We start from the raw sequence: 15,622 nt of genomic DNA, 5'->3' as shown, positions 1-15,622 counted from the left end.
GGTCCTCTCAGGAAATCAGTTTTTCAAGTTCATCTGCTGATAAACGATTGAGAGCCTCCAAGGATTTAGCCAAAACATCATGAACGGGCTGCAAATCAGGTTGCAGGGCTTGTACGGCCGCGCTGAAAGCCGCCAGATCGGCACTGGCGAACAGGCTGGCCAACGGCACTTCGAAGCCCAACAACTCACGCAAACGCAGGGCCACCTGAGTGGCCAGCAGCGAATGGCCACCGAGTTCGAAGAAGTTGTCCGTCAGGCCGACTCGCTCCAGCTTCAACACGTCGGCCCAGACCCCGGCAATCTGCTGTTGCAGCTCACTTTCAGGCGCCACGTAAGTGTTCTGCAGCAGGCTGGCATCCGGTTGCGGCAGGGCCTTGCGGTCGAGCTTGCCGTTGGCGGTCAGCGGCAGACTGTCGAGCAACAACAGGTGCGCCGGCACCATGTAATCCGGCAGGTTGTGCTTGAGCGCCTGGCGCAGGTGCTCACGCCACGGGCCCTGTTGATCGAGTTCGACCGACTGATCGGCCACCAGATACGCGACCAGTTGCACGCCACCGGCGCCTGGCTGATCGAGTACCACGGCCTGACGGATTTGCGGCAGCGCCAACAATTGCGCCTCGATTTCCCCCAACTCGATACGGAAACCACGGATTTTCACTTGATGGTCGATGCGTCCGGCGTACTCGATCCGGCCATCGGCGCGATAGCGCGCCAGGTCACCGGTGCGGTACAGCCGCGCGCCGTCGTCACCAAACGGGTTGGGCACGAAACGCAATGCGCTGAGGTCGGCACGCTTGAGATAACCGCGTGCCAGCCCGGCGCCGCTGACGTGCAATTCGCCGATGCAGCCCTTGGCCACCGGTTGCAGGTCGGCGTCGAGCACGTACCAGCCGAGGTCCGGGATCGGTTCGCCCAACGGGCTGCCGGCATCCTGTTCGAGATCGGCCAGGGTCAACGGACGGTAAGTCACGTGAACCGTGGTTTCGGTAATGCCGTACATGTTGATCAGTTGTGGCGCAGCATCACCGAAGCGTTCGAACCATGGACGCAGGCTGCGCACTTCCAGCGCTTCACCGCCAAACACCACGTAACGCAGCGACAGTTGCGCATCCTGTGGTGCGTCGCAGGCGACTTGCATCAGTTGCTTGAAGGCCGACGGCGTCTGGTTGAGCACGGTGATGCGCTCGCGGCACAGCAGCGCATGGAACTCTTGCGGCGAGCGGCTGACGCTGTGCGGCACGATCACCAGACGCCCGCCATGCAGCAGCGCGCCGAAGATTTCCCAGACCGAGAAGTCGAACGCGTACGAGTGGAACAGCGTCCAGCGGTCCTCGGCACCGAAGCTGAACCAAGGGTCCGTGGCCTCGAACAGACGCAGCACATTGTCGTGAGCCAGCAGCGTACCTTTCGGCTTGCCGGTGGAGCCCGAGGTGTAGATCACGTAAGCGAGGCTGGCGCTGTCGGCCCAGACCTGCGGATCGGTTGCCAATTGATCCTGCCAGCGGCTGTCATCACCCAGCAACAGGGTTTCGACGCTCTCGGCCACCGCCAGGTGATCGAGCACCCCCGGCTGCATCAACAGCAAAGCAATGCCGCTGTCTTCGATCATGTATTGCAAGCGCTCGGCCGGGTATTGCGGATCCAGCGGCAGGTAAGCGCCGCCGGCCTTGAGGATGGCGACCAGGCCGACGATCATTTCGATCGAACGCTCGGCAGCCAGACCGACCAGCACATCGGCACCGACACCCCGTGCGATCAGGGCATTGGCCAGGCGGTTGGCGCGGGCGTTGAGTTCGCCGTAGCTCAATTGTTCCTCGCCCAGGCTCACGGCAATGGCCTGCGGTGCCCGACGCACTTGTGCTTCGATCAGCTGTGGCAGGGTGCGGGTTTGCGTAAAGGTGGCCGGCGCACGGTTCCAGTCCTGCAACACCGCCTGGTGCTGCGCGGCATCGAACACACTCAGATCGGCCAACAGACGTTGCGCCGGCGAGTCGGCCATTTGCTGCAACAGGTGCTGCAAATGGCCGCCTATCTGCTCGATCTGCGCAGCGCTGAAATGTTGCCGGGCGTAGGCAAATTGCAACGACAGGCTGTCGCTCAGGTCCACCAGCACCGTCAACGGCAGGTTGGTCTGTTCCTGACTGCACGCCTGGCCGAAGCGCAAGCCTTGCGGCGCACCGTTGTTCAGCGCCTCCGACACCGGGTAGTTCTCGAACACCAACAGGCTGTCGAACACGCCTTCGCCACGTTGCCCGGACCAGCGCTGGATGTCGGCCAGTGGCGTGTATTCGAATTCGCGCATGGCCAGGTTCAGCGCCTGCACTGTTTGCAGCCAATCACCGAGGGGTTGCTCGACACGCGGGGTAGCGATCACCGGCAAGGTGTTGATGAACAACCCGACCTGTTGCTCGACGCCTGGCAGCTCGGCCGGACGCCCGGCGACCGTCGCGCCGAACGCCACGGTCGGTTGCCCGGTGTAACGCTGCAACAGCAGCAACCAGGCGGCCTGCACCACGGTGTTGAGGGTGACTTTGTGCTGACGGGCGAACGCGCCCAGACGTTGCGTCTGCTCACGGTCCAGCCACCGGGTTTGCTGGTCGTAACCGCTCTGGCCGGCAGTCGCCAGCGTATCAAGGCAGCTGCGGGCCAAGTGAGTCGGTTCCTCCAGGTCGGCCAGACGCTCTGTCCAGAAGCGTTCGCTGGCCTGACCGTCCTGACGCTGCAGCCAGCCGATGTAATCAGCATAACGGCCCAGCGGCGCGGCCGGGGTTGCACCGGCGTAGCGCTGCATCACTTCGCCGAGCAACTGCGAGTTGCTCCAGCCGTCCATGAGGATGTGATGGCTGGTGTAGATCATCTCGTGGCAGTCAGCGCCGGTGCGCACCAGCACCAGACGCAGCAACGGTGCCTGCAACAGGTCGAAGCCCTGTTGCAGTTGCTCTTGCGCCAGCACGTCGAGCGCCGCCGGCAGGTCAGCGCGATCTCGCCAGTCATGCAGGCTGAACGGCAACTCGGCCTGGCGCTGGACGATTTGCAGCGGCTTTTCCTGCTCGGAGATCCACACGAACCGCGTGCGCAGAATCGCATGGCGGTCGACCGCGCCCTGCCAGGCCTGACGCAAGCGCTCGGGATCCAGGCCTTCGACGCTGACGCGCATCTGGTTGATGTAATCGCCCGAACCTTGTTCATACAGGCTGTGGAACAACATGCCCTGTTGCATCGGCGACAGCGGGTAGATGTCTTCGACATCGGCACCGGCACCCGGCAAGGCGTCGAGCTGTTGCTGGTTGAGCGACGCCAACGGGAAGTCCGACGGCGTGATGCCGGCGTTCTGCGCGGCGCAGCAATGCTCGATCAGCGCCGCCAGTTCGACCGCGTACTCATCGGCCAGACGTTGAATGGTCGCTTCATCGAACATTTCCCGGCTGAACGTCCAGCCCAGGCTCAACTCGCCACCGTAGACCTGACCGTTGAGTTCCAGCCAGTTGCCCAGCGGTGCCAACGGGCTCTGTTCGTCGCCGGCCTTTTCGCTGGCCGGGGCGAACAGTGCGCCGTCATCGAACTGGCTGTCGAACTGGCCGAGGTAGTTGAAGGTGATGCGCGGCGTTGGCAGCGCCGCCAGCTCACGGCGGGTCGCTTCGTCGCCGAAGTAACGCAGCACGCCGAAGCCCAGGCCCTTGTCAGGAATCGCCCGCAGCTGTTCCTTGATCTGCTTGATCGAACCGTCAAGCGACGCGGTCGGGGTCAGGCGCACCGGGAACAGGCTGGTGAACCAGCCGACGCTGCGGCTCAGGTCGAGGTCGTCGAACAGGTCTTCACGGCCGTGGCCTTCCAGCTGAATCAAGGTCGAGGCGTGCCCCGTCCAGCGGCAGATCACTCGGGCCAGCGCGGTCATCAACAGGTCATTGACCTGAGTGCGATACGCCGCCGGCGCCTGTTGCAGCAGTTGTCGGGTCAGCACTTGATCGAGGCGCGTCTGTACGGTGTGCGCATCGCGGTTTTGCAGGCTGGCCTGTGGATGGGTGCACGGCAGGTCGACGGGCGCACCCGCCAGTTGTGCGCGCCACAGTTCGAGTTCGCCAGCGCGTTGCGGCGCGTGCTGTTGCAAACGTTCGGCCCAGTGCTTGAAGGCGCTGGTCTTGGCCGGCAGGCGCGGGGGCTTGCCGTCGATGCGCTGCTGGTAAGCGCTTTGCAAATCTTCCAGCAGAATCCGCCAGGACACACCGTCCACCACCAAGTGGTGCACCGCCAGCAGCAAGCGTTGCGAACCATCGGCCAGGGTCACCAGCAAGCCACGCAACAGCGGGCCGTGAGCCAGGTCGAAGCTGCGTTGTGCCTCAAGGCAAGCGTCCTGCAACTGTTGTTCATCGCTGACACTCGCCTGCATCAGCAGGCTGTGTTGCACCGTTGTTGCATGATGATTTGCGGTCCAGCCGTTGGCCGTTTCGGTGAACGACAGGCGCAAGGCATCGTGATGCGCGACCAGTTCTTGCAAGGCTTGCTCAAGCGCATTTGCCTCAATGCTGACGGCCGGTTTGAGCATCACCGACTGGTTCCAGTGATGCCGCTCGGCAATCTCAGCCGCAAAGAACCACTGCTGGAATGGCAGCAACGGTGTAGCGCCACTGACCGCGCCCTGATCGATCTGCGCCGCGCTATCGCCCAGCGTCGCGACGCCGGCCAGCGCCTGGACGGTCTGGTATTGGAACAAGTCTTTGGGGGTAAAGCGGATTCCAGCCTGACGGGCACGGGCCACCACTTGAATCGAGATGATCGAATCGCCACCCAGTTCAAAGAAGTTATCGGCCAAGCCAACTCGCGGCAGTTTCAGCACATCGGCCCACACCGCAGCGATACGCTGCTCCAGCTGATTGCGCGGAGCGATGTATTCGGCTTTGCCGGCGCCCAATCCAGGCTTCGGCAGCGCCTTGCGATCCAGCTTGCCGTTGGGACTCAACGGCATCTGCGGCAGCGTCAGCCACTGGTTGGGCACCATGTATTCCGGCAGCCCGACGTGCAGATGACGCATCAGAGTGTCGCGCCAGTCCGCGCTTTCTTCGTTCAGCACCACGTAACCGGTCAACAGTTTGCCGTCGATCACCAACACCGCGGCTTCCCGGACATTGGCGTGCTCGAGCAGACGCGCTTCGATTTCACCGAGTTCGATACGCAGGCCGCGCAGCTTGACCTGATGGTCGATTCGGCCGGCGTATTCGATCACGCCGTCGGCGCGGTAGCGCGCCAGGTCACCGGTGCGATAGAGCCGTTCGCCGGTGCCGTAAGGGCTGACCGCAAAACGTTCGGCGGTCAGCGCCGGACGCTGGTGGTAGCCGCGCGCCAGACCGACGCCCGCCAGGTACAACTCGCCGAGCACGCCGGTCGGCACCGGCTCAAGGTTATCGTCAAGGATGTAGCAACCGAGGTTGGCAATCGGCTGACCGATCGGCACGCTGTCGCGGCCCTCCTCCACACACGTCCAGTGCGTCACGTCGATGGCCGCTTCGGTCGGGCCGTAAAGGTTGTACAGCCCGGCAGTTGGCAGCTTGGCGAAGACTTGCTGTTGCGCATCAGCCGGCAGCGCTTCACCGCTGCAGACGATGCGTTGCAGGCTGGTGCACGTACCGACCTCGGCGTCTTGCAGGAAGGCTTGCAACATCGACGGCACAAAGTGCAGCGTGGTGATGTGTTCGCGATTGATCAGCGCCACCAGTTTTGCCGGATCGCGGTGATCGCCCGGGGCTGCGACGACCAGACGTGCGCCGGTCATCAGTGGCCAGAAGAACTCCCACACCGACACGTCAAAGCTGAACGGGGTCTTTTGCAGCACGCTGTCGCCCGCGCCGATCTCATAGGCCTGTTGCATCCAGCACAGACGGTTGGTCAGGGCGACATGACGGTTGCCAGCGCCTTTCGGTTTGCCGGTGGAGCCGGAGGTGTAAATCACGTAGGCAAGGTTCTCACCCGTGACCGCCACTTCCGGATTGTCGCTGGCGAAGCCCTCCATCGATGCCTCGAGCAACAGGGTTTGCACCTGTCCGCTCAGCGGCAAGGCATCGAGCAGATGCGCCTGAGTCAGCAACAGCTGCACGCCGCTGTCTTCGATCATGTAGGCCAGGCGATCCTGCGGGTATTCAGGGTCCAGCGGCACGTAGGCGCCCCCGGCCTTGAGCACGGCCAACAGCGCGACGACCATTTCGATCGAACGTTCGGCGGCGATGCCGACCAGGCTTTCAGGTCCGACACCCAGCGCCATCAGCTTGTGCGCCAACTGGTTGGCGCGGGCATTGAGTTGCGCGTAGCTCAGGCATTCATCGGCGTATTTCAGCGCCATGGCGTCCGGCGTGCGCAGCACCTGCGCTTCGATCAACTGCTGCACGCTGAGGTGCAGCGGGTACTCGGTGGCCGTGGCGTTCCAGTCTTCGAGAATCTGCTGACGCTCCTGCGCAGCGAGCATCGGCAACGCGGCAATCGCCTGTTGCGGCGCAGCGACAATCGCCCGCAGCAATGCCTGCCAGTGTTCGAACAGGCGCGCGATGGTCGTCGCCTCGAACAGATCGCTGGCGTAGGTCAGACTGACCATCAGCCCGGCGGCGGTTTCGGTGGTGTCCAGGGTCAGGTCGAATTGGGCGGTGGCGCTGTTCCACGGCAGGCCTTCGATGCGCAAACCCGCCACATCGGTGACCGGCGCGGCATCGCGCTGGTGGTTGAACAGCACCTGGAACAACGGGCTGTGGCTCAGGCTGCGCTCCGGCGCCAGCGCTTCGACCAATTGCTCGAACGGCAGATCCTGATGCGCCTGAGCGCCCATTGCGGCCTGACGAGTCTGCGCCAGCAGATCACGGAAACTCAGGTCGCCGGCAAACTGTGCACGCATCACTTGGGTGTTGACGAAGAAGCCGATCAGGCCTTCGGTTTCAGCGCGGTTGCGGTTGGCAATCGGCACACCGACGCGGATATCGTCCTGACCACTGTAGCGGTGCAACAGGGTCTGGAACGAGGCCAGCAAGAGCATGAACATCGTCACCCCCTCACGTCGGGCAACCTCCTGCAATTGCGCACTCAACGCGGATTCCAGCGGCGCATCCAGCCGCGCGCCACGATAGCTCTGCACCGCCGGACGCGAATGGTCCAGCGGCAGTTCCAGCACCGGTTGCTCGCCGCCGAGTTGAGCCCTCCAATAATCGAGTTGACGCTGACGTTCGCCGGCCTCCATCCACTGCCGTTGCCACTGCGCGAAATCGGCGTATTGCAGCGTCAGGGCTGCCAGTTCGAGCGGTTGTCCGGCGCGTTCTGCGGCATACATCGCCATCAGTTCGCGCACCATCACTTGCATCGACCAGCCGTCAGAAACGATGTGGTGCTGCGTGATCACCAGCACATGATCATCCGCGGCCATCCGTAGCAGGGCGACACGCAGCAGTGGCCCGTTCAACAGATCGAACGGTTGGCGGATCTGCGCCTGCACCCAATCCGCCAGACCCTCTTCGGTATTGAGGCGGTGTTGTTCAATCGTCAATTGTCCCTGCGCATGAACCACCTGCACGGTGCGTTCGTCGTCCTGACGGAACGTGGTGCGCAACGGCTCGTGACGGGCCACCAGTTGATTGAAGCTGTGCTGCAACGCCGCGATGTCCAGCGCACCGTGCAAACGCAGTGCACTCGGCACGTGGTAAGCGGCGCTGTCCGGCTCCAGCTGCCAGAGGAACCACTGACGTTCCTGGGCATACGACAACGCCAGAGCATCACCGCGCGGCACCGCAAGCATTGGCACAGTTTCGCTGTGTTGCAGGGTGGCGCAGGCGGCCGCGAAGGCTTGCAGCGTCGGCTGCTCGAACAGGGTGCGCATCGGCACATCGAGCTTGAGCGTCTGGCGGACCCGGGAAATCACCTGGGTGGCGAGCAACGAGTGGCCGCCGCGTTCGAAGAAGTGATCGCTGAGCCCCACCGCGCCGGACTTCAGCACGGCTTCCCAGATCTGCGCCAGTTGCACCTGCAGCAAGGTCTGCGGCGCGGCATAAGCGCACAAATCCTGGCTCAGTTCGGCTTTCGGCAGCGCGGTGCGATCCAGTTTGCCGTTGTTGTTCAGGGGCAACGCGTCCAGCAACAGCAGGTGCGCCGGCACCATGTAATCGGGCAGCACTTGTTGCAGCGAAGCTTTGAGCGAGCCCAGCCACTGCGCCTGCGCGGTCGCAGGTTCGGTGCCTGTTTCGGGCACCACATAAGCCACCAGTTGTGCGCCCCCCGGGAAATCCTGAGCGATGACTGCGGCGGCGCGCACGCCTTCCTGCGCTTGCAGACAGGCTTCTATTTCCCCCATCTCGATGCGCAAGCCACGAATCTTCACTTGGTGGTCGATCCGCCCGGCGTATTCCAGATCGCCGTTTTCGTTGTAACGGACCAGGTCGCCGCTGCGGTACAGCCGCGCACCCGCCTCGGCGGCAAACGGGTCTGGCAGGAAGCGCTCGGCGGTGAGGGCCGGACGGTCGAAATACTGCTGCGCAAGACAGGCGCTCGCACCAATGCACAACTCGCCGACACCACCGGCCGGCAGCAACTGGCCGGCACTGTCGAGCACGTACAACGCGCGGCCGGGGATGGCTCGGCCAATCGGAATGCCGAAACTATCGCTGGCATCGCTCAGGCGGCAATCGTGGACGCTGGACACCACCGTCGCCTCGGTCGGCCCGTAGGTGTTGAGCAAGCGCACGTGGCTCAACCCGGCCTCGTGCCACAGGCGCAGGCCTTCGACCGACATCGCTTCACCACCGACGTGAACCTGACGCAACGGGCCCAGGCTGGCGATGTTGCCGCCAGCGCATTCACGCGCCAGCAAGAACCAATAAGCCGCCGGCAAGTCCGCCAGGGTCACGCCATGGCCGACGATCTGGTCGGCCAACTGGATAACGTCCCAGAGTTCGTCACCGCGCATGATCAGCGCCGCACCGACACACAGCGGCGGATAACATTGCTCGACAAAACCGTCGAAGCTGAACGTCGCAAATTGCAGCACGCGATCTTCGGCGGTGAGCGCCGAATACTCGGCACCGGTCTGGCAAAATTCGCGCAGCGCCGCGTGAGCAATCGCCACGCCTTTTGGCTGGCCGGTGGAACCCGAGGTGTAAATCACGTACGCCAGGTCATCGACCGTGGCGTGATTCAGCGGATCGCTGTCCGGATAAGCGCCCAGCGTCTCGATGATTTCGCCCAGGTGCAAATGTTCAAGACCTGCCGGCAGCGGCACGTCTTGCAGCAGAGCGGATTCATCGAGCAGCAGATCGACACGGCTGTCTTCGATCATGTAGGCCAGACGCTGGGCCGGATAGTTGGCATCCAGCGGTACGTAAGCGGCGCCGGTCTTCAGCACGGCCAGCAAGCTGACGATCATTTGCGGGCCACGACGCAGCGCCAGACCGATGCGTTTGCCCGGTGCGGCACCGCTGGCCAGCAGACGGTGAGCAAGGCGATTCGCCTGACGGTTGAGTTCGTCATAGCTCAGACGCTGTTCACCGCACTGTACGGCCAGTGCCTGCGGTGTGGCTTTGGCCTGCGCGGCAATGCGCTCGTGCACCAGGCCGGTGTGCTGCAATTGCAGCGCCGGCGGCTGGCAATGGGCGAGCATGGCGTGCGTTGCAGCTTCATCGAGCAACGTCAGGTTGCCGAGGCAAGCGGTGACGTTGGTGATCAATTGCTCAAGCAAGTGGCGCAGGTTGGCGCAGAGCATGTGCACTTGCGCGGCGCTGAATCGCGCGGCGTCGTAGCTCATCTCCAGGCTCAGCGTGGCGCCCAGTTCGATGCCCAGCGTCAGCGGATAGTGAGTGCGTTCATGGTTATGCAGGTTGCCGAAGGTCAACCCGGCCGGCGCGCCCTGTTTCAGTGCCTCGGCGACCGGGAAGTTTTCGAACACCAGCAGACTGTCGAACAGCGCCGAGCCCTGATGCCCTGCCCAGCCTTGAATGTCATACAACGGCACATGCTCGAATTCACGCAGGGCCAGGTTCTGCGCCTGCAGATCACTCAACCACTGCCCGACGTGCTGATCCGGGCGCGGGTTGCACACCAGCGGCAAGGTGTTGATGAACAACCCCAATTGCTGCTCGATGCCCGGCAGCGGCGCCGAACGACCGGCCACCGTGGCGCCGAACGCTACGCAGTCCTGCCCGGTGTAGCGTTGCAGCAACAGGCTCCAGGCCGCTTGCAGCAACGTGTTGAGGGTGACTTTCTGCTGACGAGCGAACTCGCCCAGACGCCGCGTCGCGGCGGCGTCGATCACCTCGCGATGCTCGTCTGTGCCGTGGCCAGCCACGGGCGCACGCACGGCATCGGCAAGCAGTGTCGGCGCCTGCAACGGCGCCAGCGCAGCGTTCCAGAACGCCTTGCCAGCGTCTGCCGATTGCTGCTGCAACCAGCCCATGTAATCGCGGTAATGCCCCACCGGCGCCGGCAATGAACGCGCGTCGGCGTAGTGCGAAATCACCTCGCCGAGCAGTTGCGCGTTACTCCAGCCGTCCATGAGGATGTGATGGCTGGTGTAGATCAAGTGCCAGTGATCGGCACCGGTGCGCACCAGTTTCAGGCGCAACAACGGCGCGCAGTCGAGTTCGAAACCCTGCGCCCGCTCCGTCTCGGCCAGCGCATCGGTGTCCGTGTTGTCCAGCACCTGCAGCGGCAGTTGCACTTGGCGGCTGATCACTTGATGGGCGCTGTCCAGGCCTTGCCAGTGGAAGCTGCTGCGCAACACATCATGACGCGCCAGCGCCGCTTGCCAGGCGTCGGCAAAACGCTGCGGATCGAGGCCCTGGATGTCCAGGCGCATCTGGCTGATGTACGCCTCGACCTGCGGTTCATACAGGGTATGGAACAACATGCCCTGCTGCATCGGCGACAACGGATAAACATCTTCGATGACGGCGGCGGCGACCGGCAACGCCTCCAGTTGCGCCTGGCTGATGCGCGCCAACGGGAAGTCCGACGGCGTCACTTGCGCAATGTCGAGGGCGCAGCAGTGCTCGATCAGGGCAGTCAATTCTGCGGCGTAGCGGTCAGCCAACATTTGCACAGTGGCGCTATCGAACATCTGCGAGCTGAAACCCCAACTCAGGCTCAATTCGCCGCCATAGACCTGGCCTTCGACCGTCAACCAGTTATCCAGCGGCGCCTGTTGATCCTGGGCGACGCCGCCAAACTCGGTGGACGGCACCAGCAACGCCTGCTCATCGAACTGACGGTCGAACTGCCCCAGATAGTTGAAGGTGATGCGCGGCGCAGGCAATGCAGCCAGTTCTTCGCGCACCGACGGCGCGGCCAGATAACGCAGCACGCCGTAACCCAGACCTTTGTCCGGAACCGCGCGCAGTTGTTCTTTGATCGCCTTGATCGAACCGTCGAGGTCCTCGGTCGCCAGCAGATTGACGGCGAACAGGCTGGTGAACCAGCCGATGCTGCGCGTCAGGTCAATGTCGTCGAACAGGTCTTCACGACCATGGCCTTCCAGTTGGATCAGGGTGCCCGGCTGACCGCTCCAGCCACTGATGGTGCGCGCCAATGCCGTCAGCAGCAGATCGTTGACCTGGGTGCGATAGGCTGCCGGTGCCTGTTGCAGCAATTGGCGGGTGCGCTCGGCGTCCAGACGCCATTCGATCTTTTTACCGAAACGGTTTTGCAGGCTGCCTTCAGGGCGTTCGCACGGCAGATCCTGCGCGGTGTTGTGCTGGGCCTTCCAGTAAGCCAGTTGATCGTCGAAGCGCGAAGCCTCGGAGCTCAGGCGCGCCGTCCAGCGCTGAAACGCACTGGTCTTGGCCGGCAATTGCACACCACCGCCCGCCGCGATTTGTTCGTAGGCTTGCTGCAAATCTTCCAGCAACACGCGCCACGACACACCGTCCACCACCAGGTGATGGAGGATCAGCGACAGGCGCTGACTGCCATCGGCCATGGTCACTAACACCGCGCGCAACAGCGGCCCGTTGGCCAGATCAAGACTGCGCTGGGCTTCGTCGCAATGGGCGCTCAGTTGCGCGGTCGTCTCGGCCGTGCGCAGCCACACGTCACCGCGTTCGACCTGTGCCGCGTACGCTTGCTGCCAGCCGTCGACGCCCTCGACAAAACGCAGGCGCAAGGCATCGTGGTGGTTGATCACATGGGTCAATGCCGTGTCGAGCCACTGAGCATTCAGCGCCTCGCGCGGGGTCAGCAACAGGGACTGGTTCCAGTGCTCACGCCGCGGCATCGTCCGGCTGAAAAACTGTTGCTGGATCGGCCCCAGTAACGCTTCGCCCGTCGCCGGGGCCTGATCCACCGAGCTGTGGCTGTCGAGGATTGCGACCAACGCCAGACTGCGCACAGTCTGATACTGGAACAGGTCGCGCGGGCTGATGCGGATCCCGGCCTGCCGCGCGCGGCTGACCACTTGAATCGAAATGATCGAATCACCGCCCAGCTCGAAGAAGTTGTCTTCCAGACCCACACGCTGCAGACCGAGCACGTCTTCCCAGATCGCGGCCAGGGCCTTTTGCATGGCATCCTGCGGCGCAACGAAGGCTTGTTGCGGCGCGGCATCCGGTTGCGGCAAAGCTTTGCGATCGAGCTTGCCGTTGGCAGTGACCGGCAACCGGTCCAGCGTCAGCAGGTGGGTCGGCACCATGAATTCCGGCAGGCTGCCGAGCAGCCAGGCCTTGACGTCCTGTTGCCATTGTTCGTCTGCCTGAGCAGTTTCCAGCACCAGATAGCCGACCAGGTGTTTGCCGCCCTGCACCAGCACCACGGCTTCACGCACCAGCGGATGCTGCATCAGGCGGGTTTCGATTTCGCCCAACTCGATACGCAAGCCGCGCAACTTCACCTGATGATCGAGACGCCCGAGGTATTCGATGACGCCGTCGGCACGTTGGCGCACCCGGTCACCGGTGCGGTACAGGCGCGCGCCGTCATGGAACGGGCACGGCACAAAACGCTCGGCGGTCAGCGCCGGGCGCTGGTGATAACTGCGCGCCAGCCCTGCCCCGCCCAGATACAACTCACCGGCGACGCCGCTCGGTACCGGCAACAGTTCGGCGTCGAGCACATGCGTGCGCAGGTTGGCGATCGGCCGACCGATCGGCACGCTGTCGGCGCCTTCGTCGACACAGGTCCAGTGGGTGACGTCGATGGCCGCTTCGGTCGGGCCGTACAAATTGTAGAGCCCGGCCTTCGGCAGCTTGGCGAACACTTGCAGTTGCGCATCCAGCGGCAGCGCTTCGCCGCTGCAGACAATGCGCCTGAGGCCGACACAGGCCTCGACGCCCGGTTCATGAATAAACGCCTGCAACATCGACGGGACAAAGTGCAGCGTGCTGATGCCGTAGTGGTTGATGGTTGCGATCAACCGCGATGGATCGCGGTGCGCACCCGGTGCGGCCACGACCAGACGCGCGCCGGTCAGCAGCGGCCAGAAAAATTCCCAGACCGACACGTCAAAGCTGAACGGGGTTTTCTGCAACACCGAATCACTGGCATCCAGCCCGTAAGCCTCCTGCATCCAGCACAAACGGTTGACCAGCGCCGCATGACTGTTGCCGGCACCTTTCGGTTTGCCGGTGGAGCCGGAGGTGTAAATCACGTACGCCAGGTTCAGCGGATCAACGACCACATCGACACGGCCTTCGCTGTAGCGATCCAGCCAGTCAGCTTCCTGATCGAGGGTAATGACGTTCACCCCTGCCGTCGGCAGGGACGCCAGCAGCGCACTCTGGGTCAGCAGCAAAGTGATGCCGCTGTCCTCGACCATGTAGGCGAGACGCTCTTGCGGGTATCCCGGATCCAGCGGCACATAGGCGCCGCCGGCCTTGAGAATCGCCAGCAGGCCGATCACCATTTCCAGCGAGCGCTCGACGCAAATGCCCACCAGACTGTCGGCCCGCACGCCTTGATCACGCAACAGATGCGCCAGTTGGTTGGCTCGGGCATCCAGTTGTGCATAACTCAGGGTTTGCTCGGCGAACACCAGCGCCGGGGCATTCGGGGTGCGCGCCACTTGGGCTTCGATCAATTGATGAATCGGCTGCCCGCACGGATAAACCGCTGCTGTAGCGTTCCAGGCGTGCACCAGCGTGTGCTGCTCATCCGCGTCCAGCAACGGCAGTTCGCCAATGCGTTGCGCAGGATCGGCGACCATTGCCTTGAGCAGGCGCAACCAGTGGCGCGCCATCCGTTCGATGGTCGGCGCGTCGAACAGATCGCTGGCGTAGGTCAGTGCAGCGTGTAGCTTGCCGCCCTTCTCGTAGGTGTCGAGTGTCAGGTCAAACTGGGTGGTGCGGCTTTGCCATTCGAGGCTGTCGAGCACCAGGCCCGAGGCCGTGCTGAGGGCGGCGATATCGGCCACCTGCGGCTGGTGGTTGTACATCACCTGGAACAGCGGCGTGTGACTGAGGCTGCGTTCCAGTTTCAGCGCTTCGACCAGTTGCTCGAATGGCAGATCCTGATGGGCCTGAGCGCCGAGCGCCGTCTCTTTGATCGCTTGCAGCAACGCATCGACGCGGGTCTGGCCATCCACTTTTGTGCGCAGCACCTGGGTGTTGACGAAGAAACCGATCAGGCCTTCGATCTCGGCGCGATTGCGGTTGGCAATCGGCACGCCGACACGGATGTCGGTCTGCCCGGTGTAACGGTGCAGCAGCGCATTGAACGCGCCGAGCAACAACATGAACAACGTGACTTGATGCTGTTGCGCGGTGGCGCGCAGTTGCTCGGCCAATTGACCGTCGACGGCAAACTCATAGCGCGGGCCGCGATAGCTCGGCATGGCCGGGCGCGAATGGTCCAGCGGCAATTCCAGCACCGGGTGCTCATCACCCAACTGCGCCTGCCAATATTCCAGTTGCCGCGCCTGCTCGCCGGCTTCCAGCCAACGGCGTTGCCACAGCGCGTAATCACTGTACTGCACCGGTAGCGCTGCCAGCGCCGGTGGCTGGCCGGCGTCAAAGGCGTCATAGCAACGGATGAATTCGTCGATCAGCACGTTCATCGACCAGCCATCGGAAACGATGTGGTGCAGGGTCAGCAGCAATACGTGCTCCTGCTCGGCGAGCTTGAGCAAGGTGACCCGCAGCAACGGCCCGACGGCCAGATCGAACGGCAACACCGATTGTTGCTCGGCGGCACGAACGACCGCTTCCTCGCGTTCGGCGGCCGGCAGCGCGCTGAAATCTTCGTGACGGATGTTCAAGGTCGCCGTGGCGGGCACTTGCAGCAGACTGTCATCCGCCTGCCGCTGGAACACCGTGCGCAGGGTTTCATGGCGGGCGACCAGTGCGGCAAACGCCTGCTCCAGTGCCGACAGATTCAGCCGCCCGCTCAGGCGCACCGCACCCGGCAAGTTGTAGGCGCCGCTGTGCGGGTCCAGTTGCCAGAGAAACCACATCCGTTGCTGCGCGTAAGACAACGCCTGGCGATCTTCGGCCTCGATCCCGGCGGGAATCGGGAACCGGGCGAAATCCACGCCCTCCTTTTGCAGGGCCGCGAGGAACATCTGGCGCTTTTCCAGGGGCAACCCGATAAACCGGCGAGCAAGTTTCAAGGAGTCTTCAGCATTCATTTCTTAGCATCCGGATCAGTAGGCAGGAAGCACAAAGGCACGTCGTCCCTATAA

At 63.3% G+C, this 15,622-nt stretch carries 1 protein-coding gene; it reads right to left on the bottom strand.

The window, feature by feature from the left end; all coding sequences use genetic code 11:
* Positions 1-7 precede the first annotated feature (7 nt).
* Positions 8-15,568 (bottom strand): non-ribosomal peptide synthetase, encoded by a 15,561-nt coding sequence (locus EJA70_RS26255; RefSeq protein ID WP_158834647.1) that lies wholly within the window; start codon positions 15,566-15,568, stop codon positions 8-10.
* Positions 15,569-15,622: the final 54 nt, after the last annotated feature.

It is taken from the genome of Pseudomonas sp. PB103, from assembly GCF_009764635.1.
Taxonomy (GTDB): Bacteria; Pseudomonadota; Gammaproteobacteria; order Pseudomonadales; family Pseudomonadaceae; genus Aquipseudomonas.
The sequence above is the reverse complement of the archived record's forward strand: the minus strand, read 5'-3'. Positions and strand labels throughout refer to the sequence as shown.

What these genes read in the sequence shown, in the direction of transcription:
- EJA70_RS26255 (WP_158834647.1), bottom strand. Translation starts at nt 15,568, where the DNA reads ATGAATGCTGAAGACTCCTTGAAACTTGCTCGCCGGTTTATCGGGTTG.